We start from the raw sequence: 24,936 nt of genomic DNA on the forward strand, positions 1-24,936 counted from the left end.
AAGCGAAATCAGGAGTGAAATCGGCGCGTTTCAGGCGTCCGAGCGCAGTGCCCGGCGTTCCATTTCCAGCATCATCAGTTCCCTGTTGAGCCGCTGGAAATCCTCCGGGTTCGCTGCCGGATCCAGCCGTTGCAGCTGGCCCATCTTGTCCGCCTTGACCCGCGTGATCTGGAGCTCGAACAGCCGGGACAGAATGTCCTTGCAGTACTTCTGGACTGCTTCAGCAGTGCTCGCGGGAAGCGGCACCACAGCAAGCTCGGACACCAGCGGCCGCAGGGGTTCCGGGACTTCGTGCATCACTTGTTCCACCCAGCGCAGGGGCTCACCGATAAGTCCAGGACCCGAGGCGCGCATGGCGTCGTGCACGGCCTGGAACGCCGGCGTGACGAACCGTGCCGCCGCGAAGCGCTCCCAGATGCCGCCGCCCAGGAGGGCGGACTCCTGCAGCGCCACTTCCAGCGCCTGCCGCTCCATGGAGGCCACGGGGTCCCGTGGGTCGGGCCGCTGGTAGGAAGGGACAGCGCCCGACGTCGGCCCGGCAGCCACGCCGGGTCCGCCCGCCTGGGCGGAACCCGCCTGCACGGCCCCCGACTGGGCGGACGCCATCTGGCCCGGGGCACCGGCGGGCGTTCCCGGTGCAGCCGGCCCGCCCGGAGCGGCACGCTTCATGGCGACGCCCACAGCCCGGCTGACGTCTTCAACCGAGATGCCGAGCCAGCCGGCCAGTTCCCGGGCATACTCGGGCCTGATGGCTGCGTCGCGGATCTGGGCCACCACCGGAGCGGATTCCCGCAGCGCGGCCACCCGGCCCTCCACGGTGTCCAGGTTGTGGCGCCTGAGCGTGGCTTTGATGGCAAACTCGAACAGCGGCCGGCGGGTGGCGATCAGGTCCCGCACGGCGGCGTCGCCCCTGCTTTGGCGCAGGTCGCAGGGGTCGGCGCCGGTGGGCTCCACCGCCACATAGGTCTGGGCGGTAAAGCGCTGGTCTTCCTCGAAGGCGCGCAGTGCGGCCTTCTGCCCGGCGGCGTCACCGTCAAAAGTGAAGATGACCTCTCCCCCGCTGCCGTCGTCGGACAGCAGGCGGCGGGCGATCTTAATGTGCTCGGTGCCGAACGCCGTGCCACAGGTGGCCACCGCCGTCGGAATTCCCGCCAGGTGGCAGGCCATCACGTCCGTGTATCCCTCCACCACCACGAGCTGGCGGTCTTTGGCGATGCTGCGCTTGGCGAGGTCGATCCCGTAGAGCACCTGGGACTTCTTGTAGAGCGTGGTTTCGGGGGTGTTGAGGTACTTGGGGCCCTGGTCGTCCTCATACAGCTTGCGGGCGCCGAAGCCGATGGTGTCGCCGGCGATGTCGCGGATGGGCCAGATGAGCCTGCCCCGGAACCGGTCGTAGATGCCCCGGTTGCCTTCGGAGAACATGCCCGTCAGCTTCAGCTCCTGGTCCGTGAAGCCGCGGCCGCGGAGGTGTTTCAGCAGCGCGTCCCAGCCCTGCGGTGCGTAGCCCACACCGAACTGCTCCGAGGCGGCGCGGTCAAAGCCACGGCCGAACAGGAAGTTCCGGCCTTCGGCGGCTCCGGGCGTCAGCAGCTGGGCGCGGAAGAACTCATCGGCGATTTTGTGGGCATCCAGGAGGCGCTGGCGCTTGCCCACTTCCTCACGGTTGGGGCCGGTGCCGCCGTCCTCATAGCGCAGTTCGTACCCGATGCGGGCAGCCAGCTTTTCCACTGCCTCGTGGAATGAGGTGTGGTCCTGTTTCTGCACAAAGGCGATGACGTCCCCGTCTTCGCCGCACCCGAAGCAGTGGTACCTGCCCACCTGGGGGCGCACGGTGAACGACGGCGACCGTTCGTCGTGGAAGGGGCACAGGCCCTTGTAGGTCCCCAGCCCGGCACCCTTAAGCGTGACGTAGCCGTCAACCACTTCCTTGATGTCCGTGCGCTGGCGTACTTCGTCTATGTCTTCACGTTTGATCAGGCCAGCCACAGAGCCATCCTAGTCCCGGGGTCTGACAGCGAACGCGTCGCTATGGCGTCTGTCACCACAGCGACGGCAGGCTCCCCACGAGCCGTTCGTACATAGCCAGCGCCGAGCCGTCCGTCAGCGACGCCACCTGGTCGATGACCACCCTGAGCCGTGCGCCGTCGTCGGGCGCGTCCCGCCAGTCGGCCGCGAACATCGGCTCCAGGTGGCGGTCGCCCGTGGCGTTCAGGGCGGTAACCAGGGCGTGCAGCACCTCGCGCTGGCGCTCGTAGATGGGCTGGCGGTGTTCGGTGGTCATCACAAACGTGGTGGCCAGGCCCTTCATCACCGCGATCTCCATGACCGTTTCGTCCGGGACCATCAGCTCAGCGCTGTACCGGGTGAGGTTTTCCGGGCCGTAGACGGCACGCGTGGCCTCCAGGGCGCTCTGGCAGAACCGGCCGATCAGCTGGCTGGTCATGTCCTTCAGTGCGGCCATGGACTTGCGGCTGCCGTCGGCCTCGCGGACCCACACGTCGGTGGCTTCCAACCGGGCAAGGGCGGCATCGATCGCGGCGGGGTCGTTGTGCGGGAGGTACCACTGCTTGGCGTAGCCCACCACACGGGCCCGGTGGTCCGGGTTGTCCATCCAGCGCAGCTGGAAGTGCCCGGCCACGATCGCGTCCTCGACGTCGTGCACGGAATAGGAAATGTCGTCGGCCAGGTCCATAACCTGCGCCTCCAGGCACGAGCGGCGTTCCGGCGCACCCTCCCTGATCCAGTTGAAGATGGGCAGATCGTCCTCGTAGGCGCCGAACTTGCTGGTGCGCTGGCCGTGGATGACCGGCGCGTTCAGCGCGGACCAAGGGTATTTCGCCGCCGCATCCAGGCTGGCCCTCGTGAGGTTCAGGCCGGCCGGGCGCCCGTCGGTGGCCAGGACCTTGGGCTCCAGCCGGGTGAGGAGCCGGAGGGTCTGGGCGTTGCCTTCGAAGCCGCCGATGGCATGGGCCACCTCGTTCAGGGCGGACTCGCCGTTGTGGCCGAAGGGCGGGTGCCCCAGGTCATGGCTCAGGCAGGCCGTGTCCACCACGTCCGGGTCGCAGCCCAGGGCGCGGCCCAGTTCCCGTCCCACCTGGGCAACCTCGAGGCTGTGGGTCAGGCGGGTGCGGACGAAGTCGTCGGTGTCCGGGGCAACTACCTGCGTTTTCGCGCCGAGGCGGCGCAGGGCGGAAGAGTGCAGCACCCGGGCGCGGTCCCGCTCAAAGTCGGAGCGGTAGTTGTTTTTGGGCGGTTCCTCCACCCAGCGGGCGGAATCGTGGGCCTCGTAGCCGGGCAGGGCCTGTGCCGTGGTGCGCGTCTCAGCCACCGGAAACATCCAGTTCCGCGGCGGAGATGTCCTGGGACTGCGCGGCGTTCAGCGCACGGGATTCCAGCCAGTCCTTGGGCAGCGCCGGAGTTTTCGGCGAGCCGGCGCGGCCGCGGGGGCCCTCGGCGTCAAGGCCGGGGTACGGCGACGCGGAGTCCAGTTCGTCCAAAGCAGCCCGCAGTTCCTCAAGGCTGTTCACCAGCGTCATCCGGGTGCGGAGCTCACTGCCCACCACATAGCCCTTGAAGTACCAGGCGATATGCTTGCGGATCTCCCGCAGGGCCTTGCCCTCGTCGCCGAAGGTTTCGACCATCAGTTCGGCGTGCCGGTAGACGCTCTCGGCGACCTTGCCCAGGTCCGGTTTGTGGCGGACGTCGCTTCCTTCGAAGGCAGCCATCAGGTCACCGAAGAGCCACGGGCGGCCCTGGCAGCCGCGGCCCACCACCACGCCGTCAACGCCGGTTTCCCGGACCATGCGGACGGCATCTTCAGCGGACCAGATATCGCCGTTGCCCAGGACAGGGATGTCCGGCAGGGCTTCGCGCAGGCGGGCGATCGCAGACCAGTCGGCCTGGCCGGAGTAGAACTGCGCCGCGGTGCGGCCGTGAAGCGCGACGGCGGCGACCCCGGCATCGCGGGCGATCCGGCCGGCGTCGAGGTACGTCAGGTGGTCATCGTCGATGCCCTTGCGCATCTTGATGGTGAGCGGGACATTGCCCTTGGACGCTTCCTTGACCGCGGTCTGGACAATCGACGTGAAGAGGTCAGTCTTCCAGGGCAGGGCGGAGCCGCCGCCGCGCCGGGTCACCTTGGGAACGGGGCAGCCGAAGTTCAGGTCGATGTGGTCAGCACGGTCCTCCTCCACCAGCATCCGGACAGCGGCGCCCACGGTCACCGGGTCCACGCCGTACAGCTGGACGGAGCGGACTTTTTCGTCGTCGTCGTGGGAGATGATGCGCAGTGATTCGGGTGTGCGTTCAACGAGGGCGCGTGAGGTGACCATCTCCGCCACGTACAGGCCGCCGCCGTATTCACGGCACAAACGGCGAAAAGCGGAGTTGGTGATGCCCGCCATAGGAGCCAGGATCACGGGCGTGTCCACCGTGATGGGGCCTAGCTTCAGGGGCGGGAGTTCCAGCTTGGGGGCGGGAGGCGTTGCGGTAACAGTCACTTGTCCATTGTCGCAAAGGCGGGCAAATCGGCGCGCCGGGCCCATTTGGGTCCCCTGGCGTCGTTCAGCTGCCCGTTCAGCTACCCGTTCAGCCGCGGTCTGCCCGGCGTCCCCTCCGGGTGGTGGCAGGATCGGCGGAATCTTCCGTGGACTGCCGTGACCGCCTCTCGAACGCGGCCGCCGCGAGCGCACCGGTATCGTCGACGTCGTCCGCGTTGATGGCGGCGGCGCCCGAGGTGCCGTGGGGGCGGCGGTCTTCGTCCGGGACGCCGATGGCGGACTGTCCGGCCGTCCGGACGCCGGTGGCCTTGACCACCAGCACGGCGATCAGGGTGGTCACGGGAATGGCCAGGACCAGGCCGATGGAGCCGACGAGCGTGCGGATGACTTCTTCGGACAGTTCGGCGCTGGTCAGGGTGTCCCCCAGCGGCCGGTCGTACAGCATCACAATGATCAGGATGGGCAGGGCTGCGCCGGCGTAGGCGAACGCGATGGTGTAAACCGTGGAGGCGATGTGGTCCCGGCCGATCCGCATGGCGGAGGTGAAGAGCTTGCGGGCGCTGGTGCCGGGAGCCAACTCGTAGAGTTCCCAGACGGCGGACGATTGCGTGATGGTGACGTCGTTCAGGACACCAAGCCCCGAGATGATGAGGCCGCACAGGATCACCCCGGAAATGGAGATGTTGGCCGAGGTATTGATCAGGGTGGTGGCATCATGGCTGCCCACTCCGGCGAGGTTGGCGGCGTCGGTGGCCCAGGCCGCCAGCAGCGCCGTGATGGCAAGGCCGAACATGGTGCCCAGCAGCGCCGTTGATGTGCGGGCGGAGAATCCGTGGGCAAAATACAGGACCCCGATCATGATCACCGTTGACCCCACCAGGGCCAGCAGCAGCGGAGGTTTGCCCTCCACCAGCCCGGGCAACATAAAGCCGGCTAGGACGAAATACGCGCCCACCAGCCCCAGCAGTGCCCGGAGTCCGCGCCAGCGCGCCACAGCGATGACCACCAGGGCATAGAGGAGCGCCAGGATCACGATGGGCAGGGTCCGGACGAAGTCAACGAAGATGTAGGCCGGGGACCCCTGCGACGCCGCGGCGCCCGGGGCGTTGGAAAGGTTCAGGTACCTGATCTGGTCCCCCGGCTTCACGCCATGGGATTGTGCCACTTCCGGGTTGATCACCACTTTGACGGGGCTGCCCCCCTGGTCCGGTTCCGTAAAGGCAAACATGCAGTCGGAGCCGGCGGGGGCGGGCTGGCCGCTGGTGTCCGGGGATTGGCCGGGGGCGGTGGAGCCCTGCATGCAGCTTTCTTCCACGACGCTCTGGATCTTGCCCGTATCGAACGTCACGCCGGGCGCCGCCGAATAGGGGTTGGCGAGGGAGATGCCGTCCTTGGACCCGGACGGCCACAGCATGGCCATTCCCGCCAGGGTCAGAAGCGTCAGCGGCACCAGCACCGCGGCCAGGATGCGGTTTGCCTTCCGGCGGGCGGCAATCGCCTGGGCCGTCGGCTCCGAATGATCTGTTGAGACGTGGGTGTGACCGGAGCCCATCAGCAGTTGAACCTCATACCTTGAACTCTACGTCCGGCGCCTTAGGGTTGGTAAATGGCAGGAACCGGGAGGAACCACGCGTGACGGACCGCAGGACTGAATTCCACACCAACGAACCTGCTGCGAGGCGGGAGGCGGCACTCACTGTGCTGGCGGCCCCCGGGACAACGCGGGGCGTGGCACTGGTCCTGCACGGGGGCAAAGCACACAGCTATGAGCCCGTGGCGGCCCGCCACCTGAGCCCGCTGCGCATGGTCACGTTCGCCCGTCACCTGCACCGTGCCGGGAAGGACCACGGGCTGGCGGTGTGGTCCCTGCGGAACAGCGTGCGTGGCTGGAACGGGCCGGACAGGTCCGCATTGCAGGATGCCCGCTGGGCCCTCCAGCAAATCAGTGCGCAGCACCCTGGGGTTCCCGTGTATCTGGTGGGGCACTCCATGGGCGGCCTCACCGCCGTGACCGCCGCGGACCATCCGCAGGTGGACGCCGTGGTGGCGCTGGCCCCGTGGCTCAGCCCGGAGACACCCGCCACCCCGCTCGCCGGACGCAAGGTCCTGGTTGTCCACGGCACGGGAGACCATATGACCAGCCCGTCCCAGTCCTTGGCGTTTGCGCGCCGAGCCACCGGGACAGCAGCCTCCATGCAGTATGTTTCGCTGCACGGTGCCGGTCATTTTATGGTCCGCCGCGGCCGGCTGTGGCACACGCTGGCCACCGGTTTTGTGATGAAGGCTTTCGCCGAGCGCATCCGGTTCACACACCAGGCCTCGAACAAGCTGGCTGAGCTGGTGCCCGGGTCCGCCGCCGAAGTGGCCCTGTGAGCCCTTTTCCCTGGCCGGCGTTCGGCGCGGCGTTGCCCTGGACAGCACTGGCAGTCCTGGCGGTCCTGGCGCTGACGTTTGGTGTGGCCGTCCGGCAGGGCCGGCACTCAGTGATGGACGTCGCGTGGGGCCCCGGCTTCGTTGCGGTGGCCGTAGTGTCCTGGTTCCTGTCGGCCGGATCGGGCGATGACACCCGCCGCGCCTTGTTGCTTCTGCTGACGGCGGTCTGGGGGTTGCGGCTGGGCGGCCATATTGGCTGGCGGGCGCGCGACGGACATGAAGACCCGCGTTACAGGGCCCTGCTGGACCCGGCGCCCGGATCCAGGAACGCGTTTGCGCTCCGCCGCGTCTACCTGCCGCAGGGCGTGGTGATGTTTTTTGTGTCCCTGACGCTGCAGGTGGGGATGTTCGCCACCGGGCCTGTGGGGTGGGTGGCCGGGCTCGGCGTCCTGCTGTGGGTGACGGGGTTTGTGTTCGAGACCGTGGGCGACTGGCAGCTGGCCCGCTTCAAGAAGGATCCGTCCCGCCGCGGCACAGTGCTGGAGACCGGTTTGTGGCGGTACACCCGGCATCCCAACTATTTCGGCGATGCGGCCATCTGGACGGGGCTGTTCCTCATAGCCGCAGACTCCTGGCCGGGCATCCTGACCATCCTTTCCCCGGCACTGATGGTGTGGACGCTCGCCGGGAAGACCGGGAAGCCCCTGACGGAAAAGGCGATGTCCGGACGGCCCGGTTACCGGGAATACGTCGAGGCCACCAGCGGCTTCATCCCGTGGCCGCCCAAACACCGGTAACTCCCCGCCAACAAAACTGGGTCGCAACAGGTGTCGTTATGACGGCTCGTAACGACATCTGCTGCGACCCAGTTGGGGGTGGTGGGGTCAGTCCGCGACGATCAGCGTTTCGGCACCCGCCTGGCGCGCCTTGCCGGTTTCCAGCAAGGGCTCGACGGCGGCGCGCAGCGCTGTCATTGAATCGTCCAGTTCCAGCATGACCGGGTGCTGGTACGCGAGGAGCGAGAGCAGGTCACGGACGGCGGCTGCGGCGTCGTCTGCCTCCAGCGCGGGTTCGTGGCCCACAAACACATCCGTGGCCTTAGCGCCCTGGGCCGACGCATCCGTCGCCGGGTCCTGGGCTGCCTCCGCATAGCTCACCGCAAAGGCGCGGATCCGGCCCTTCTTGCTGGGGGAAACCCCGGCACCAAAGGCAGATCCCGGCTCGGCGCGCAGCACCAGCGCACCGTGGGCGCCGGTGAGATCATCCAGGAACAGCTTCTGCACCTGCCCCACCGACAGCACGCCCGGCGAATCCCAGCCGTGGATCGACGTGTAATACCGCCCCACGACGTCGGTCAGCTCAACGGAACCGGTAGCGAGATCCATTACGACGTCGGAACCGGCGTTTTCGTCGTTGGCCAGCCCGCCGCCGTCGTTCTTCGCAGGGAACACGGGCAGCTTCAGGGCGCCCGGCTCCACCACCACCAGCCGGGAACGCTGGATGGGCGCGAGCCCGAACACCTCGGCGAACGCGGCCCCCGGAGTGCCCGGCTGCACCTTCGCGCGCAGCCGGGTAACGCCCGACGGCGCCTGCCCGGCTTCGCGCCGCAGCATGGTCAGGAGCGTGGCACCGATGCCGGCGCGGCGGTGATCGCGCGCCACTTCGATGTAGGTCCACAGCCGCTCCGGGTGCAGCGAGGCCTCGTAAACCACGCCCGCCGCCACCGGAATGCCGACGCCGTCAATGACGTCCTCGGCCACGATGCAGCGGCGCCACGGGGCGCCGTCCGTGCCGGCCGAGGAGACGGCCAGGGCACCGCGGAACTGCCGGGCCTGTTCGGTCTCCGGGCCACCCCAGATTTCCAGCAGCGTCAGGTCATCGCCCTCACGCCATTCGCGGTATTCGATGGCCATGCTCAGGCGCCGATCAGGCGGGCGGCCAGGTAGCCTTCCACCTTGTCCAGCGAGACGCGTTCCTGGCTCATGGAGTCGCGTTCACGGATGGTCACGGCCTGGTCCTCGAGGGTGTCGAAGTCCACGGTGATGCAGAACGGGGTGCCGATCTCATCCTGGCGGCGGTAGCGGCGGCCGATCGCGCCGGCGTCGTCGAAGTCGATGTTCCAGTTCTTGCGCAGCTGCGCGCCCAGGTCCTTGGCCTTCGGCGAGAGGTCCTCGTTGCGGCTCAGCGGCAGCACCGCAGCCTTGACGGGGGCCAGGCGCGGGTCAAGGCGCAGGACGGTACGGACGTCGACGCCGCCCTTGGCGTTGGGTGCCTCGTCCTCGGTGTACGCGTCCACCAGGAACGCCATGAAGGAACGGGTCAGGCCTGCGGCCGGCTCGATCACGTACGGGGTGTAGCGCTCGTTGGTGGCCTGGTTGAAGTAGCTCAGGTCCTGGCCGGAAGCCTTGGAGTGCGTGGAGAGGTCGAAGTCGGTGCGGTTGGCGATGCCTTCGAGCTCGCCCCATTCGGAGCCCTGGAAGCCGAAGCGGTATTCGATGTCCGTGGTGCCCTTGGAGTAGTGGCTGAGCTTGTCCAGCGGGTGCTCGAAGAAGCGCAGGTTCTCTTCCCGGATGCCCAGGCCGGTGTACCAGGACATGCGCTCTTTCATCCAGTACTGGTGCCACTCTTCGTCCGTGCCGGGCTCGACGAAGAACTCCATTTCCATCTGCTCGAACTCACGGGTGCGGAAGATGAAGTTGCCCGGTGTGATCTCGTTGCGGAAGGACTTGCCGATCTGGCCAATGCCGAAGGGCGGCTTCTTGCGGGAGGTGGTCAGGACGTTGCTGAAGTTCACGAATATGCCCTGGGCCGTTTCGGGGCGCAGATAGTGCATGCCTTCGTCGCTGGCCACCGGGCCGAGGAAGGTCTTGAGCAGGCCGGAGAACTCCTGGGGTTCGGTCCATTCGCCGCGCGTGCCGCAGTTGACGCAGGCAATGTCCTTCAGGCCGTTCTCGGCGGGGCGGCCCTTCTTTTCCTCGTACTCTTCCTCGAGGTGGTCCGCGCGGTAGCGCTTGTGGCAGGAGAGGCACTCCACGAGCGGGTCCGAGAAGACATCAACGTGGCCGGAGGCTTCCCATACCTGGCGGGGCAGGATGACGGAGGAATCCAGGCCCACCACGTCCTCGCGGCCGCGGACCATGGACTGCCACCACTGGCGCTTGATGTTTTCCTTCAGCTCGGCACCGAGGGGTCCGTAGTCCCAGGCAGAGCGCGAGCCTCCGTAGATTTCACCGGCCTGGAACACAAAACCCCTTCGCTTGGAAAGGGAAATGACCTGGTCGAGTACGGATTTTGCTGCCATGGTGGACTCCAATTTCTACAGGGCCGCTGGGTGCGGTCCGCGGGTATCTGGCCCCGCTGCACGTGGGTGCATCACCGCTGGGTGCGGGCGGGGCGGGCGAAGGAACGAGATGCAGAGAACTGCGTGTCCTAGCCTACCGGCCGCTGCCTCCGGAAGCTGCCTGCCTCCGGAAGGCGCCCCGCGGCCACGGCAGTGTGGCCAGGATGATGGCGGCCAGCGTCAGCAGTGTGCCCAGGACGGTGGCCGGGGCCACGACGCTTCCGGGGGCCGGCACCAGGAGGTCCAGCCCCAGGGAGCCAAGGAGCTGTCCGGCGATCATGCCGAGCCCGGTCACCAGCACGCCCAGGCTGCGGACCAGCAGCGCACCCAGGCCGATGAACACACAGCCCATAGGCCCGCCCAGGTAGTACCACCACTCGGCCGGCAACGGATTGCCCGGCCCAAATACAGTCACCTTGATGGCCAAGGCAATCCACAGGAACACGGAGCCGGCCACGAAATTCACCAGAGTGGCGGCGACGGGCGAACCGTAGTGGACCGTGGCCGTCCCGTTCATGGCCTGCTGGAAACTCATCAGGAACCCGGCTAGGACAGGGAGGATCAACGGCAGAATCAAGGTTTCCAGCCCGCCTGCACCGTCCGCAGGAGCGCCCGGGGAGCCCGGGGAACCGGCCAGCCGCGGCGAAACCGCCCACGCCACGGCGGCGACCGTCAGCACGCAGCCGATGATCCGCATGGGAGTCACTGCCCTCTTGCCGGCCGGTCCGATGCCCAGCCGGTCCACCAGCAGCCCGCTCAGGGTCTGCCCGGTCACGGCGGCGACGGTAAACAGTGCCACGCCGAGGATGCCCACGGTGAAGGACTGCGCGAAGACAAATAGGGCGCCGATGCCGCCGGCCAGCACGTACACGGGCGGGAAAGCCCGGGTCCGGACCGCCGGCAGGATCCTGGCCAGACCGGCGCGGCCGCTGGGCAGGATCAGGGAGATCAGGATCATCACCACCAGGCCGGTGCTGAAACCCACCACGGCCGCGGCGATGCCGTCGTTGAGCCGGACGCCGAGGGCCCCGTTTATCCGGCCCTGGACGGGAATGGCCAGTCCCGCGCCGACGGCCAGCGGGAGCCCCGCGAAGCGCGGCAGCCGTGGGGTGTGGGTCATTGGATTCACCTTACGTCAGGCATTATTGCTTGTATGAGCAACCAGGACATTCAAGAGATCCCCATCCGCGACAGCATGATCCGTCTTGGCCAGCTCCTGAAGCTCGCCAGCCTGGTGGAGGACGGCGTGGAAGCCGCCGAGCTGATCAAAAACGGACTCGTCAAGGTCAACGGCGAGATCGAGGACCGCCGCGGACGCCAGCTGCACAACGGCGACACCGTCACCGTCAACGGGCAGACCGTGCAGGTTGTGGCCCCCGAAGCCTGATCTAACGGGCCTGGCTCAGCCTCAGTCGGCCAGGACCGCGTAAGCGGCCGGCGGCACTGTGCCGCCGGCCGCCGTCGTACGTTTATTTGTTCAGCACCTCGTGCGTCAGGAACTCGGAGACGTGCCCGATTTCCTGCTGGTTGATGCCGTGCCACATGCCCGTGTAGAGGACCTTGGTGAGCTTGACGTGCCCGCGCACCCAGCCCATGGTGTAGTCGATCTTGTCGGGGGTGATCACGGGGTCCTGCTGGTCGCGGCCCCAGAAGAGCGGCACCGTGCCGTCCAGCTCGCCGTCCTTGAACGTGGGGTCCCCGTCCGCGTTGACCACAAAACCGGAAAGCCCGACGACGGCGGCGTAGTCAGCGGGGCGCTGCCGGAGCAGCGTGGTGGCCATCGCCATTCCCATGGAGAAGCCGAGCAGCGTCACGGACGGGTGGTCGGCTTTGACGGTGTCGATCCAGTCCTGCACGTAATCGGCTCCAGCCTTGACGGCGTCGAGCGTGTATTCGATGGAGGCCGTCAGGGGGAACCACATAAACCCGGGGCCCGTGGCCAGGGGCGCCCGGAGCGAGGCAACCACAAAATCTTCGGGAAGCATATCCGCCAGGCTCAGCAGGTCCTGTTCGTTGGCGCCGTAGCCGTGCAGCAGCACCAGCAGCGGCCTTCCGGAGCGCTGGTCCTCCGGCCGGGACCACAGAACAACGGGGGCGGGAAATACTTGGGCGTCAGTCATGGTTTCCATTCTTACAGTTACCCGGCGGTAACTACCTACGGTGGCGTAGCTTGTGAGCAAGGAGGCAGGATAGGACCGTGAATGAAGCAAAAGCCATGCAGAGCCCGCCCAGGGCCCCGGAAGCCCACCCCTGGAGCCGCTATGTGGCGATGGGAGATTCGTTCACCGAGGGCATCGGCGACCCCGACCCCACCAGCCCCGGCGGCTTCCGCGGCTGGGCCGACCGGGTGGCCGAGGAACTGGGCCGGGGCCAGTCGGACTTCGCCTACGCCAACCTGGCCGTCCGCGGCCGGCTCCTGCAGCAGATCGTGGACCAGCAGCTCGCTCCGTGCCTGGCGCTGAAGCCGGACCTGATAACCCTTTCCGCCGGCGGCAACGATCTCATCAGGCCCGGCGGCGACCCCGACGCCCTCGCCGAAAAACTTGATTCAGTGGTCCAGATCCTGGCCATGGGCGGTGCCACGGTGGTGCTGTTCAACGGCCCGGATACCGGTTCCTCGGTCCTGGGACGGATCCGCAGCAAGGTGGCCATCTACAACGAGAACCTGCGCACCGTGGCCGCCCGCCATGACGCCATCATCGCCGACATGTGGTCGCTCAAGCAGCTGAACGATCCGCAGATGTGGGACGAGGACCGCCTGCACTTTTCGCCATTGGGACACCACACCATCGCCGCCATGGTGCTGGATTCGCTGAACGTGAACCACACCCTCGAGCCGCTCCGGCCCAAGCCCCTGCCCGTCCCCACGTGGCGGGCAGCCCGCTCCGAGGACCTGGTGTGGGCCCGCGAGTACTTTGTCCCGTGGGTGGTGCGGCGGCTGCGCCACCGCTCTTCCGGCGACGGCATCACCGCAAAACGTCCGACGCCGGGGCCTGTGTTCGGCCCGGGCGTTCCGTTGGGTTCCGGCGAGGGGCCGCTGGGCACCACCGAGGCCCGGCGCTAGCGGCGGCCCGGCGTGACCGGCGGCACGGCGTGACCCAAGGACAACTCCCCCGGACAGGCATGGATCCGGATGAGGTGGTGCGGCGCCGGCTTCACGCCCAACGGCTGCGCGGGCCCGGCCTGGGCTCCCCGGAGGACGCCGTCCGGCACTTGCTGGCTGTCCAGGCGCAGGAGTTTCCGTACGCCCGCTGGAGCCTGGCGCAAAGGACCGGCAGTCCTGGAGCTGCCGTCGGGGCCCCGTCTCATCGGGTTGCTGCCGAGGCTGCGGTAGCCACCGCCGCGGAGGTGGAGGAGGCGGTGTCCGACGGTCGTATCCTGCGCACCCATATCCTGCGGCCCACCTGGCATTTTGTGCACCGCGAGGATCTTCGCTGGCTGACGGCCTTGTCCGCGCCGCGGCTTCACCAGGGCAACGCGGGCATGTACCGGCAGACCGGGATTGATGCCGCCGCCGCTGACCGGAGCGGACAGGTCCTGGCCGAAGCCGTCCGGGGCGGGTCACACCTGACCCGCGAACAGCTGGCCGCGCGGCTGCAGGACGAAGGGTTCGGGGCCACCGGCTTCGGGCTGGCCTACCTGATCATGCACGCCGAGATCAGCGGGATCCTGACCAGCGGGTCGCCAGTGCGCAGCAGGGGCGGGGCCCTGAAGCAGACCTACGCCCTTTTTGACGAGCGTGTCCCTGCCGGCCCGGCCATTCCTCTGACCCGGACCGAAGCGCTCAGCGAGCTCGTCCGGCGCTACTTCACCAGCCGCGGGCCGGCCACGGTCAAGGACTGCGCCGATTGGTCCGGGCTCACCATGGCCGACGTGCGGCTCGGCCTCCAACAGTCCCTGGCGGCTGCTCCCGAAACGCTGGCAACGTCGGTGATTGACGGCGTCGAGCATTATTTCGACGCCGGCGCGGACGGCGGTTCGGAGGCCGGCACGGAGGCCAGCAATGCCACGCCGGCGGCAGGACCGCGGATCGATCTGATCCAGTGCTACGACGAATACGTGATGGGCTATTCGGCAACCCGGCACTATCTGGGCGGCAGCGCTCCGGCGTTCCCGGTCGCCGGGGATCCGATGCATGTGGTGCTGCTGGACGGGCGGATGGCCGGCTGCTGGCGGCACACCATGTTCTCCGGCCGCTGTGAGCTTGATATCCGTCTGTCCGCTGCCGCGGACCGGGCCACGGAAGATGCCGTGCAGGACGCCGTGGACCGGTACGGGGCCTTCCTGGGGATCCCGGCCGCGCGTGTGGGCTCCGGGGTTAAGCTGGAAGGACACATATGAGAGGCGCTACACCGTGAACAGCTTGTTTTTCTGGATCATCATTCTGGCGTTCGTGATACCGATGGCGATGCGGATGTACCGGAAATCCGTGAACAAACGGAACCAGGAGCAGAGCTTTTCCGGGCGCTACCCCGAGCAGTTTCCAGGCGGCGGCCAGTACCCGGGCAGCGATCAGTACCCGGGGCCGCAGAACAAGCAGCCCCGTGACGGCTACACGCAGCAGGATTACATGAGTGGCGGCTTCCGGCAGATCATGAGCCCGCAGCCCCTGCCACCGAGCCAGCCGTTGCCGCCCATGCAGCCGATTCCTTCTGCGGATCAGCAGTTCCCGCCGTACGGCCAGCCGCAACCCAACGGCCAGCCGGTGCCGGAGCAGCGCGCGGAAGCACCGCAGCAGCCTGCCGCCCCCGGCATTCCCCTGCCGCCGTCGGGCCCGCAGGGATACCGTGCCCGCAAGCTGGCCGAACTCGACCAGCAGTACAGCAACGGCGAGCTGGCCATGGAGGACTACATGAAGCGCCGCTCCGATATCATGAACGGCTGATCGCTTAGTCAGCGCGAAAGGATCCTTCTATGGTTGTCAAGCGTGGCCGGGGTCTGGGTTTGCGGCGTTGAGTATTCGGTAGATCCGTCGGGCGAGATAGCGTTTCAGGCACCGGCGGATCTCCTTTTTTGTTCGTCCTTCGGCTTGGCGTTTCTGGACGTAGTCGATGGTGGCGGGCTCGAAGGTCATCCGGCTCAGGGCGATGATGTGCAGGGCTTTGTTCAGGGTTCTGTCGCCGCCGCGGTTGAGTCTGTGCCGGACGGTGTTCCCTGACGAGGCGTGGATAGGGCTGGCTCCGGCCAGGGACGCGAAGGCGGCCTCGGAATGGACGCGTCCCCGGTGGGACCAGACGCTCAGGCAGATGGCGGCCGTGACGGGACCGATCCCGGTCTCCTTGAGGAGGGGTGCGGCTTCGCTGATTTCGACCAGTCCGGTGATTTGGTCGTTGTTGGTTTTGATGTCCGCGTCGAGTTCGGTGATGTGTTTGGCCAGCCGGACTGCTTCGGCGCGGGCAACGGACTGAGCCAGCGGTTCTTCCCGGGCCCGCCAGCGGGAGGCTTCGGTGATCTGGGTTCCGGTCAAGGGTTTGCGCGCATCCAGGCCAAGGTCGTTGACCCGGAGCAGGGCGGTCAACGCGTTCACGCCCCGGGTACGGTCGGTGGTCATGGATTCCCGTGCGGTGACCAGGATCCGCAGGGCAGCTCGGACTCCTTCGTTCAGCCGTGGCTGGCGCAGTTGCTGCTCATCCAGGGGCAGGACGGCTGCGGCGATCCGGTGCGCGTCGAGCGGATCTGATTTGCCGACCCCGTGATGGGCTCGGGCATCCATGCGTGCGGCTTCGGCGACCGTGTAGCCGGCGGCGTCGACGGAACCGGCCAGCAGAGCGCCGTAGGAAGCAGCACCCTCGATCACCCACAAGGTCGCCAGATCAGCGCCGGTGCGGCGCGCGACCCAGGCGATTGCGCGGGTAATGCCGGCCCCGGTGGTGGGGAAGTCCCGGGTGGCGGTCAGCTCACCGGTGTTGCCGGTGATGATGGCGTAGACATGGTTCTTGGCGTGCGTATCGACGCCGACGACAAAAGGGCGGGAATGAGCAACGATAGTCATAGCGGTTCTGGCACCTTCCTCTATTCGCGGATATGGTCAGGGCCGTACACGGCCGGTACCAGTCCGGGTAGAGGTCACTTCGGAACAACACTGTGACGAGCCACGCCCCCAAAGAGGCGGACAACCTTCTGATCAAGTTACCGAGGTGGGCCGGGTGGTACCGGCCGCCACCCCGCGGATGGACAGATCCATTCAAAGACACCCCTTGCAGGGCCAAACACTTAATGAGTCACATCCCACGGGGCTGAACGGCCAATACCCACTCTGCCAGCCAGTCCCAGACCAGCCACTAAAATCCTCACAGACACTTGAGGCCCTGATTCCGGGGGCTCAAGTGTCCTCTCGCGTTTAATAGCAAGGGGCTCAAGTGTCCGTTCGGGCTTAGACGAGGAAGGTCTTTCGGAGTTGGACGCCGAGCTGGCCGATCTCGGTCAGGAAGCCGTCGTGGCCGATCGGGGCCTCAATAACGTGCACGTCCACGTCGCCCGGGAGCGCGTCAGCCAGTTCACGGGACTGGGACGGGAAGTACAGCCGGTCGCTGTCCACCGCAGCCACGAAGAACCTGGCGGTGGCCCGGCCCAAGGCCTCATTCAGCGAGCCCCGCCCGCGGCAGACGTCGTGGCTCATCAGGGCGTCGGTGATGGCGATGTAGCTGTTGGCATCAAAGCGCCGCACCAGCTTTTTGCCCTGGTGGTCCAGGTAGCTTTCCACCTGGTAGCGGCCCCGCTCCCCCAGCGCTGCCGCCTGGAACGGCGATTCCGGGTGCTGGGCCGAACGTCCGAAGCGGCCATGGAACTCCTCGGCGGAGCGGTAGGTGATGTGGGCGATGCGCCGTGCCAGGGCCAGGCCGTCCTCCGGCAGCGGACCGCCGTAGTAGTCGCCGTCGTTGAAATTGCTGTCCTGTCGGATGGCGAGCGTCTGCGCCTGGGCGAACGCGATCTGTTCGGCGGTGCTGGCGGCACCGATGGAGATAACGGCGCACCGCTGAACCCGTTCCGGGTAGGTGACCGCCCATTCCAGGGCCCGCGCGCCGCCCATGGAGCCGCCCAGCACGGCGTACCAGCTCGGGATGCCCAACTGGTCAGCCAGCCTGGCCTCGGCCGCCGTGGTGTCCCGCAGCGTTACCAAAGGGAATCGGGACCCCCACGGCTTGCCATCCGGGGCATCCGAGGACGGCCCGGTGGAACCGTAGCAGCCACCCACAATGTTGATGGAGACCACAAAGAACCGGTCCGTGTCCACCGGCGCACCGGGTCCGGCCAGCTGTTCCCACCAGCCGGGCTCGTCACTGTCGCCGCGGGTCACGTGCGTGCTTCCGGTCAGGGCGTGCTCAATCAGGACGGCGTTGGAGCCGTCCGCGTTGAGGGTTCCCCACGTTTCATAGCCGAGGGTGACTTCCGGGAGGTAACCGCCGGCTTCGAGCTCGAGTCCGCCGATGCTGGCGTACCGGACCACCCCGTTTCCGGGTGCTGCAGTACGGGAAATCGTAATCGTCATGGCAGGACCTTTTCTATGCGCTTGCCCACCGTCAATTGACCGGCAGGCCAGGTCCTCACCCGGGGCACCCCACCGCAAAAGAGGGTTGCCGGCCAGCAAGCCGGGGCTGTCGCTGGCACTCATGACCTGCTTCGAGTGTACGAACCGCCCCGGTCTATTGCTAAGCGTGTGACTGGTTATGACTTCGCGGGAGCACTTCTGCGGCCAGCCGGCCGCGTCCCTGCCAGGGTCCGCCGCGCCCTTGGCCGCCCGGAAATGTCCACTCGTGACGCAACGGGAATCCGGTAAGGCTACCCTTAGCTGAGAGCCGGATCACAAAGTGCCAAGATGATGGCATGCGCATGGATCACGTCTCTTACGCCTGTGAACAAGATGGCCTCGTTGCCACCACCGAACGTATTTCGTCCGCCCTCGGCGTTGAAGCCGTGAAGGGTGGCGTACACCCCCGGTTTGGAACCCGGAACATGATTATTCCCCTCGCGGGCCATAAGTACCTGGAAGTCGTGGAGGTCCTGAACCACCCGGCATCGGACAAGGCTCCCTTCGGGCAGGCTGTCCGGGCCCGGTCCGAAGCCGGCGGCGGCTGGATGGGCTGGTGCGTCGAAGTGGACGACCTCGCTCCGTTCGAAGACCGCCTGGGCCGTGCCGCCGTCAACGGCAACCGCAAGTTCCCGGACGGCCGCGAGCTGGTCTGGAAGCAGATCGGCATCCTGGGCCTGATCGCGGACCCCCAGGTCCCGTACATGCTCAAGTGGGAGGGCGACCCCGCCCTGCACCCGTCCAACGCCTATGAGAGCAACGTCAAGATGAGCTGCCTGACCATAGCCGGTTCCGCCGAACGCGTGACGGAATGGCTGGGCGAACCCGTCGAGAAGCCGCTGGAGGATGTGGCCGTTGACTGGGTGGCTCCGCATGGAACCCCGGGCATCCTGTCCGTAACCTTCGAAACCGCTACGGGAGCAGTCACCATCTGATTGCACGTTCAATAGCTTCGGCCGCCATCAGCGGGTGCCAATGATGCCACCCACCGATGGCGGCCGAATCCTTTTAAGGCCGGACCCGGTTCAGTTCACCTGTGCGGCACGGGAACCACGGCCGTCTTACCCCAGGCCCACAGCCCGGCCAAAGAGGCTGAAGCCAACGAATGCAACGATGTCCAACAGCGCATGCGCGATGACCAGCGGCATAATCCGCTTGGTTTTCGTGTAGAGCCAGGCGAAGACCACACCCATCACTGCATTGCCGATGAACGGCCCGAAGCCTTGGTAAAGGTGGTAGCTGCCGCGGAGCATCGAGCTGGTGAAGATGGCCAAGGGCATGCTCCAGCCGAACTTGCCTAAGCGGTCCACGAGGTAGCCCACCACAATGACTTCTTCCACCACGGCGTGCCGCAGGGCGGACAGGATCAGGACGGGAACTGTCCACCAGTACGAGTCGAGTGCGCTGGGGATGATGGCGGTGGTGATCCCCAGGGCACGTCCCGCGGCGTAGAGGCCCAGCGACGGGATCCCGATCAGCGCCGCGAGGCCAAAGCCCTGCAGCAGGTCACGGCCCGGCCGGGCGAAGTTGAACCCCAGCTTCCGGAAGGCGGACCCGCCTTGGGGGCTCACTCCGGCGCCGGATTGCCGCTGGTCCGTGAGGAAGTAGATGACCAGCAGCACGGGCACGAGGGCGAAAATGATGTCCAGCAGCTGGTAGGTGAGGTCGAAGTATTCGCGGGGGCTCTGTGACCGGTTCAGCGTGGACGTGCCTTCGGCCAGCGGTGCACGCGTCATCTTGTCCAGCAGCTGCACCACCGAGTAGACGGCGGACTGCCCCAGGGAAAGGCCCAGCACAATCCAGACTTCAATCCGCAGCCGACGGCGGGAGGGAACCAACATGGTTCCATCTTGCCCGTAGTTTCTGGTTCTTCGCTGATTGGGGCGTGGCCAGCTCGCTGGGGCTGACCAAAGTGAGAGAGCGTTCGCCAAAAACGCACCAAAAGTGAGAGAGCGTCCGGGGTTGGCGGCACCTATGCTTGGGGCTTATGAGCGCGCCAGGGAAAATCTTCATGATCCGGCACGGCCAGTCCGCGGCCAATGTCGATACGTCCATCTACAACAGGGTCCCGGACTACCGGATTCCGTTGACTCCCCTGGGCCTGGCGCAGGCCACGGCGGCCGGGGAACGGATCCGCCGCGAGCTGGACGGCCGCCAGGTCTGCGTTTATGTGTCGCCGTACCTGCGGGCGCACCAGACCCTGAAGGCACTCAACCTCGGCAATCTCACGGAACGGGTGATCGAAGAGCCGCGCCTCCGCGAGCAGGACTGGGCCAATTTCCAGATCACCGGCGATATCGAGGACCAGAAGGAACTCCGCAACGCCTACGGCCATTTCTTCTACCGGTTCCGGGAGGGCGAATCCGGCTCCGACGTCTACGACCGGATCTCATCCTTTATGGAGACGCTGTACCGGCACTGGTCCAAACCTGACTACGCCCCCAACACCCTGCTGGTGACCCACGGGCTCACCATGCGCCTGTTCTGCATGCGCTGGTTCCACTGGTCGGTGGAGTATTTCGAATCGCTCAACAACCCGGACAATGCCGCGGTGCGGACCCTCCTGCGCACCGACCTGGGCAAGTACGAACTCGATATTCCGTTCAGCCAGTGGGTGGACCGCCGGGTGGACGAGACCGTCCTGGATGCGCCGCCGGTGATCTTCTAGGGGTTGTTGCTGCTCGCCTAGTGCGGGGCCACGATCACTTCAGTGCCATTGGCTTCGAATGCTGCCTTGTCCTCGGCGGAGATTCCGGAGTCAGTGATCAGGCGGGTGAACGCGTAGCCGTCCATGGTGGCGAAGGCTCTGACGGCCACTTTGGAGGAGTCGGCCAGCACGTACGAGATCCGGGCCCGGCTGGCCAGCAGGGCATTCACGGAGGCTTCGCCCTCCCCAGTGTTGGTGGGACCGACCTCGGGGTCAATGCCGTTCACGCCGATAAAGGCGATGTCCATGACCACCTTCTGCATGATGATGTCGGTGTACGGTCCCACGAGTTCGTACGAGCGGGGGTTCAGGATGCCGCCGGTCACCATGACTTTGATGTTGGGGCGGACAGCCAACTGCGCAGCGATGTTGATGGCGTTGGTGACCACAGTCAGGGTGGACTGGTGGCCGGGAGCGTTGAGGTCCTCGCGCGTGGCCAGGATCTGAGCCAGGGCCGTGCTGGTGGTGCCGCCGCAGAGACCGATCACAGCGCCGGGAAAAATCAGAGCCGAGGCGGCCTGGGCGATCTGCTCCTTGGCTTCGGCGTGGTCGTCACGGTTGTACCGCCCGGGGAGGTCGTAGGCCAGGGCGCCGGTGGTGGCCCCGCCCCGGGTGCGGGTCAGCAGCCGCCGCTTGGCCAGGCTGTCCAGGTCCCGCCGCGCCGTGGCCGGCGAAACCGCAAGCTGGGAGACAATCTCCTCCACCTCCACTTGGCCGGTCTTGGCGAGAATGTCCAGGATGGCCGTCAGGCGGTCAGTGCGGGTCATGGGGGCCTCTCAGCGTCAAACAGTCACCAAAATATGACGTTATCTGATCATAACAGGCACAAATGATCACATCGCAATCACAAAGTGTGGCCCCTGCTTAGCGTGCCCGTACACCGGCCCGCCACACGGCGTACGTGAGCGGCATGCCCGGGCGGTAAGCGAGATGCGTTGCTGAGGGGGCGTTCAGCATGTGCAGGTCCGCACGATGCCCGACGGCGAGCGAACCCACCGCCCGTTCGCCGTCGGCGTCGTGCCCTGCCTCCCGGTGCAGCGCCAGCGCACCCCCATACGTTGCGGCGCGCACCGCTTCATGGACGCTCAGGCGCATCTGCAGCACGGCCGTCGCCACGTTGAACGCCATGGAACTGGTGTACGAGGTACCCGGATTGCAATTGGAGGCCAGCGCCACCTGCACGCCGGCGTCCAGCAGTTCACGCCCCGGGGCCAGCATCTGCCGGGTGGAGAGATCGCACGCGGGGAGGCAGGTTGCCACGGTTCCGCGGTCCCCCGTGCCGCTCTCCGGATTCCAGCCGGACCAGCTTTCCGCCAGCACCGCCACATCACGGGACGACAGGTAGTTCACGTGGTCCACGCTGGCTGCCCCTAGTTCCACCGCCAGCTGCACGCCGGGACCCTCGCCGAGCTGGTTGCCGTGGACGCGGATCCCCAGTCCGGCGGCCCGGCACGCCTCCAGCACACGGCGGGACTGCTCCGCCGTGAAGGCGCCTTCCTCGCAGAACACGTCCGCCCACCGGACGTACGGCCGGACGGCGTCAAGCATGGGCCCGCAGACGAGATCGGTGTAGGCCTCCGCATCGGTGCCCGCGGGGACAAGGTGGGCACCCAGGTAGGTGACCTCGTCTACGACAGTGGAGGCGATCCGGGCACTCCGGGCCTCGTGCTCAATATCCAGCCCGTAGCCCGTCTTGGTTTCGAGGTAGGTGGTGCCCTGCGATACAGCCTCGGACACACGCGCCATCGCCAGCCGGGTGAGGTCGAAATCGGACGCGCGCCGAGTGGCGTCCATGGTGACGGCGATGCCCCCGGCCGAATACGACTCCCCTGCCATCCGCGCCTCGAACTCCGCCGTGCGGTCGCCGGCGAAGACCAGGTGTGTGTGCGAATCCACCCAGCCCGGCAATACGGCCCGGCCGCCGGCGTCCACGGCGTCATCGGCCGCCGGCGCGTCCGCGGCGGAACCGAGCCAGGCGATCCGTTCGCCCTCGACCACCACGGCGGCATTCTTAAGGACGCGGTGTTCCAGGTCCTGGGTCATCAGCTCGGCGATGTTGGTGATCAGGGTGCTCATGGGTTCCATTGTTCAGCGCCGGACGGACCAGCGCGTGGCGGCCAGCGCCTCCGCTGTCCGGGATGCCGGATCGTGGGCCAAAGCGGCCGCCCGGCGCCCGGTGCCCTGTCCGGCCAGGATCTGCGCGGCGGCGAGCTCCGCCATGGCCGATGACGTCTGGAAACCGTAACCGCCCTGACCGGCCAGCCAGTAAAACCCGGGGGCCTCGGCGTCGAAACCGGCAACCGGGACGCCGTCGGCTGCCTCGGTCCGGAGCCCCGTCCACGCGCTCCGAACCCCGCGGATTCCCAACGTGGTCAGCTCGTTCAGCTTCACGATCAGCCGCTCGACATCGCCGGGCCTCGGCCTGGCGTCCTCGGGTCCGCTGGGCACCGTTTCCGACGGCGAGATCAGCACCTCGGTGCCCTCCCGGCGGAAATAGAACGTGTGGTCGGCTGCCGCCACCATGGGGCTGTGCCCTGGCAGTGGATGTTCGACGTCGACAATCGCCGCAATGCGCCGGTACGGCTGCAGCCCGAGCTTCTCCACGCCGCTGATCACGGCGATTTCATCGGCCCAGGCGCCGGCCGCATTGACCAGCACACCGGCTTCGAAGGCTTCCTGCCCGGCGCCGACCTCCCAGCCCGAGCCCAGCCGCTGGGCGGAATGTACGCGTGCGCCGGTGATGATGTCGGCGCCGGCGGCCTCAGCCCGCAGGCGGTGGTCTGCCAGCAAAAGGGGCGCGTTGCAGCCGAAGGATCCGGTGTCCAGGCCTGCGGCGGAGAAAGACCCGGGCACCAGCGCAGGGCACAGCTCCAGTGCCCGTTCATGCGTGATGGCATTCATGTGGCCGCTGCTCTCGGCGCGGACGGATTCCTCCGTGCCGATCAGCATAAAACTTCGCGGCGTCAGGACAGGTTCAGGCAGCTGGGCGTCCCGGGCCCCGATCAGTTCCAGGGTCCGGACCGTGAGCTCCCGCACCACGTCCGGGCCGTAACTGGGAATGAGCTGGCGGGCGGAGCGGGAGGACGTGTGGTACGCCAGCTCCTGCTCCGCCTCCACCAGCGCCACGCTGCAGCTGCCCGCGAGCGCGGACGCCAGGGACAGGCCGGCGATGCCGCCACCCACAATCAGGACGTCGTAGTGTGCTGCCATGGCTCCATCCTTGCAGAGTTGCCCTGCGGCCGCGCCGGTCCTGCTCTGTAAGGTTTAGCCCCGCTGGGTTAACCCGGCTGGGTTAACCTGCTACCGCGGCACGGCTGGCGACGAACGCACGCACGCACGCTTCGACGTCGTCCGCTGAGTGCGATGCTGAAAGCTGCACGCGGATCCGGGCGGCGCCGCGCGGGACCACCGGGAAGCTGAAGGCGGTGACAAAGACGCCGTGCTGGAGCATCTGGTCCGCCACCTTGGCGGCCATTACGGCGTCCCCGAACATCACGGGGACAATCGCATGTTCGCCGTCGAGGAGTTCAAAACCTTCTTCGGTCATCCGGCGGCGGAACAGCCGGGCGTTCTCGAAGAGACGGGTCCGCAGGTCACCGGAATTCTCCACCAGGTCAAGGGCCTTGACGGTGGCGGCGACGATCGCGGGGGCCAGGGAATTGGAAAACAGGTACGGGCGCGCTTTCTGGCGGAGCATGGCCACCACTTCACTGCGGCCGGACACGTAACCGCCGGACGCGCCGCCCAGGGCCTTGCCGAACGTTCCGGTGTAGATGTCCACGCGCTGGGACACGCCTGCGTGCTCGGGGGTTCCGGCACCGGTGGCACCCATAAAGCCGACGGCGTGGGAATCGTCCACCATCACCAGGGCGTCGTGCTTCTCGGCGAGGTCGCAGATGGCCTCCAGCGGTGCCAGGTAGCCGTCCATGGAGAACACGCCGTCGGTGACGATGATCTTGCGCCGCGCATCCTTCGCTTCGACGAGCTTTGCCTCGAGGTCCGCCATGTCCTGGTTGGCGTAGCGGAACCGCTGGGCCTTGCAGAGCCGGATTCCGTCGATGATGGAGGCGTGGTTCAGGGCATCGGAGATGATGGCATCCTCCGGCCCGAAGAGGGATTCGAAGACCCCTCCGTTGGCGTCAAAGCAGCTGGAGAACAGGATGGTGTCCTCGGTCCCGAGGAACCTGGACACGCGGGCCTCCAGCTCCAGGTGCAGGTCCTGGGTGCCGCAGATGAAGCGGACGCTGGCCATGCCGAAGCCCCGTGAGTCCATGGCCGCTTTGGCCGCGGCGATGATGTCCGGGTGGTCCGCGAGGCCCAGGTAGTTGTTGGCGCAGAAGTTCAGGACGGTGGCGCCGGGCTGGCCGATCTGCCCTGCTGTGATGTGGCTGGACTGCGGGGAGTTGATGCTGCGTTCGGTTTTGAAGAGCCCGGCGGTACGGATGTCGTCCAGCTCAGCCTGCAGCTGGTCCTTGATGGAGGTGTACAT

Annotated in this window: 23 protein-coding genes and 1 riboswitch; of the genes, 8 read left to right on the plus strand and 15 right to left on the minus strand. The window is 66.9% G+C overall.

Going from position 1 to position 24,936, the window contains the following annotated elements; translation table 11 throughout:
* Positions 1-30: 30 nt before the first annotated feature.
* The 4 genes from dnaG to MUN23_RS01950 form a co-directional block, all read right to left on the minus strand.
* On the minus strand, positions 31-1,986 hold the full coding sequence (gene dnaG / locus MUN23_RS01935) for a DNA primase (protein WP_248761842.1): 1,956 nt from the start codon (positions 1,984-1,986) through the stop codon (positions 31-33).
* 52 nt (positions 1,987-2,038) lie between these two features.
* On the minus strand, positions 2,039-3,337 hold the full coding sequence (locus tag MUN23_RS01940) for a deoxyguanosinetriphosphate triphosphohydrolase (protein ID WP_056348248.1): 1,299 nt from the start codon (positions 3,335-3,337) through the stop codon (positions 2,039-2,041).
* Positions 3,321-4,499, minus strand: a complete 1,179-nt coding sequence (gene dusB / locus MUN23_RS01945; RefSeq protein ID WP_248761844.1) for a tRNA dihydrouridine synthase DusB — start codon at positions 4,497-4,499, stop codon at positions 3,321-3,323. The genes MUN23_RS01940 and dusB overlap by 17 nt, the downstream gene beginning before the upstream one ends.
* Before the next feature lie 88 nt (positions 4,500-4,587).
* Positions 4,588-6,051 carry a YibE/F family protein gene (locus MUN23_RS01950; protein WP_248761846.1) on the minus strand — a complete coding sequence of 488 codons (1,464 nt, stop codon included), beginning with the start codon at positions 6,049-6,051 and terminating at the stop codon, positions 4,588-4,590.
* Between the two features lie 80 nt (positions 6,052-6,131).
* Between MUN23_RS01950 and MUN23_RS01955 the strand changes: the two genes are divergently transcribed.
* Together MUN23_RS01955 and MUN23_RS01960 are read left to right on the plus strand one after the other, a co-directional pair.
* Positions 6,132-6,872 (plus strand): alpha/beta hydrolase, encoded by a 741-nt coding sequence (locus MUN23_RS01955; RefSeq protein ID WP_248761848.1) that lies wholly within the window; start codon positions 6,132-6,134, stop codon positions 6,870-6,872.
* Positions 6,869-7,669 (plus strand): DUF1295 domain-containing protein, encoded by an 801-nt coding sequence (locus MUN23_RS01960; RefSeq protein WP_248761850.1) that lies wholly within the window; start codon positions 6,869-6,871, stop codon positions 7,667-7,669. The genes MUN23_RS01955 and MUN23_RS01960 overlap by 4 nt, the downstream gene beginning before the upstream one ends.
* Before the next feature lie 87 nt (positions 7,670-7,756).
* Here the strand turns inward: MUN23_RS01960 and MUN23_RS01965 are convergent, their stop codons facing one another.
* From MUN23_RS01965 to MUN23_RS01975, 3 genes are all read right to left on the minus strand, one after another.
* On the minus strand, positions 7,757-8,785 hold the full coding sequence (locus MUN23_RS01965) for a GNAT family N-acetyltransferase (protein WP_248761852.1): 1,029 nt from the start codon (positions 8,783-8,785) through the stop codon (positions 7,757-7,759).
* 2 nt (positions 8,786-8,787) lie between these two features.
* Positions 8,788-10,173 carry a glycine--tRNA ligase gene (locus MUN23_RS01970; protein WP_058929547.1) on the minus strand — a complete coding sequence of 462 codons (1,386 nt, stop codon included), beginning with the start codon at positions 10,171-10,173 and terminating at the stop codon, positions 8,788-8,790.
* A gap of 133 nt (positions 10,174-10,306) precedes the next feature.
* Positions 10,307-11,332: a DMT family transporter gene (locus MUN23_RS01975; RefSeq protein ID WP_248761853.1), complete on the minus strand. Its 1,026-nt coding sequence runs from the start codon at positions 11,330-11,332 to the stop codon at positions 10,307-10,309.
* A 33-nt stretch (positions 11,333-11,365) separates the two neighbouring features.
* Between MUN23_RS01975 and MUN23_RS01980 the strand changes: the two genes are divergently transcribed.
* Positions 11,366-11,599, plus strand: coding sequence for an RNA-binding S4 domain-containing protein (locus MUN23_RS01980; protein WP_104063054.1), 234 nt, complete (start codon positions 11,366-11,368; stop codon positions 11,597-11,599).
* An 82-nt stretch (positions 11,600-11,681) separates the two neighbouring features.
* Here MUN23_RS01980 and MUN23_RS01985 read toward each other — a convergent pair whose 3' ends face one another.
* On the minus strand, positions 11,682-12,332 hold the full coding sequence (locus MUN23_RS01985; RefSeq protein WP_248761854.1) for an alpha/beta hydrolase: 651 nt from the start codon (positions 12,330-12,332) through the stop codon (positions 11,682-11,684).
* A gap of 95 nt (positions 12,333-12,427) precedes the next feature.
* Between MUN23_RS01985 and MUN23_RS01990 the strand changes: the two genes are divergently transcribed.
* Genes MUN23_RS01990 through MUN23_RS02000 form a run of 3 tightly spaced genes read left to right on the plus strand, consistent with a single transcriptional unit; the run spans position 12,428 to position 15,097 of the window.
* Complete coding sequence (locus MUN23_RS01990) at positions 12,428-13,276, plus strand: SGNH/GDSL hydrolase family protein (protein WP_371876026.1); 849 nt, start codon at positions 12,428-12,430, stop codon at positions 13,274-13,276.
* A 29-nt stretch (positions 13,277-13,305) separates the two neighbouring features.
* On the plus strand, positions 13,306-14,553 hold the full coding sequence (locus MUN23_RS01995; protein ID WP_371875963.1) for a winged helix DNA-binding domain-containing protein: 1,248 nt from the start codon (positions 13,306-13,308) through the stop codon (positions 14,551-14,553).
* Between the two features lie 13 nt (positions 14,554-14,566).
* Entirely contained in the window at positions 14,567-15,097 is a 531-nt protein-coding gene (locus MUN23_RS02000) for a hypothetical protein (protein WP_248761856.1), read from the plus strand.
* Positions 15,098-15,133: 36 nt separating this feature from the next.
* On the opposite strand, the gene MUN23_RS02005 is transcribed toward MUN23_RS02000, so the two are convergent.
* Both MUN23_RS02005 and MUN23_RS02010 read right to left on the minus strand, forming a co-directional pair.
* Positions 15,134-16,204: an IS110 family transposase gene (locus tag MUN23_RS02005; RefSeq protein WP_248761857.1), complete on the minus strand. Its 1,071-nt coding sequence runs from the start codon at positions 16,202-16,204 to the stop codon at positions 15,134-15,136.
* A 381-nt stretch (positions 16,205-16,585) separates the two neighbouring features.
* Complete coding sequence (locus MUN23_RS02010; protein ID WP_248761858.1) at positions 16,586-17,701, minus strand: homoserine O-acetyltransferase; 1,116 nt, start codon at positions 17,699-17,701, stop codon at positions 16,586-16,588.
* A 12-nt stretch (positions 17,702-17,713) separates the two neighbouring features.
* Positions 17,714-17,828: riboswitch (SAM riboswitch) on the minus strand.
* Between the two features lie 208 nt (positions 17,829-18,036).
* Between MUN23_RS02010 and MUN23_RS02015 the strand changes: the two genes are divergently transcribed.
* Positions 18,037-18,675, plus strand: coding sequence for a VOC family protein (locus tag MUN23_RS02015; protein ID WP_056348211.1), 639 nt, complete (start codon positions 18,037-18,039; stop codon positions 18,673-18,675).
* A 126-nt stretch (positions 18,676-18,801) separates the two neighbouring features.
* Here the strand turns inward: MUN23_RS02015 and MUN23_RS02020 are convergent, their stop codons facing one another.
* On the minus strand, positions 18,802-19,581 hold the full coding sequence (locus MUN23_RS02020; RefSeq protein WP_248761859.1) for a CPBP family intramembrane glutamic endopeptidase: 780 nt from the start codon (positions 19,579-19,581) through the stop codon (positions 18,802-18,804).
* Between the two features lie 146 nt (positions 19,582-19,727).
* On the opposite strand from MUN23_RS02020, the gene MUN23_RS02025 reads away from it, so the two are divergent.
* Positions 19,728-20,408 carry a histidine phosphatase family protein gene (locus MUN23_RS02025; RefSeq protein WP_248761861.1) on the plus strand — a complete coding sequence of 227 codons (681 nt, stop codon included), beginning with the start codon at positions 19,728-19,730 and terminating at the stop codon, positions 20,406-20,408.
* 17 nt (positions 20,409-20,425) lie between these two features.
* On the opposite strand, the gene MUN23_RS02030 is transcribed toward MUN23_RS02025, so the two are convergent.
* From MUN23_RS02030 to MUN23_RS02045, 4 genes are all read right to left on the minus strand, one after another.
* Positions 20,426-21,214 carry a DeoR/GlpR family DNA-binding transcription regulator gene (locus MUN23_RS02030; RefSeq protein WP_248761863.1) on the minus strand — a complete coding sequence of 263 codons (789 nt, stop codon included), beginning with the start codon at positions 21,212-21,214 and terminating at the stop codon, positions 20,426-20,428.
* A gap of 97 nt (positions 21,215-21,311) precedes the next feature.
* Positions 21,312-22,523, minus strand: a complete 1,212-nt coding sequence (gene hutI, locus MUN23_RS02035) for an imidazolonepropionase (protein WP_248761865.1) — start codon at positions 22,521-22,523, stop codon at positions 21,312-21,314.
* A gap of 12 nt (positions 22,524-22,535) precedes the next feature.
* A complete protein-coding gene (locus tag MUN23_RS02040) occupies positions 22,536-23,657 on the minus strand; it encodes an FAD-binding oxidoreductase (protein WP_248761867.1) in 1,122 nt (373 codons plus the stop codon).
* A gap of 82 nt (positions 23,658-23,739) precedes the next feature.
* Entirely contained in the window at positions 23,740-24,936 is a 1,197-nt protein-coding gene (locus MUN23_RS02045; RefSeq protein ID WP_248761868.1) for a glycine C-acetyltransferase, read from the minus strand.

The sequence above is a fragment of the Pseudarthrobacter sp. SSS035 genome (assembly GCF_023273875.1).
Taxonomy (GTDB): Bacteria; Actinomycetota; Actinomycetes; order Actinomycetales; family Micrococcaceae; genus Arthrobacter.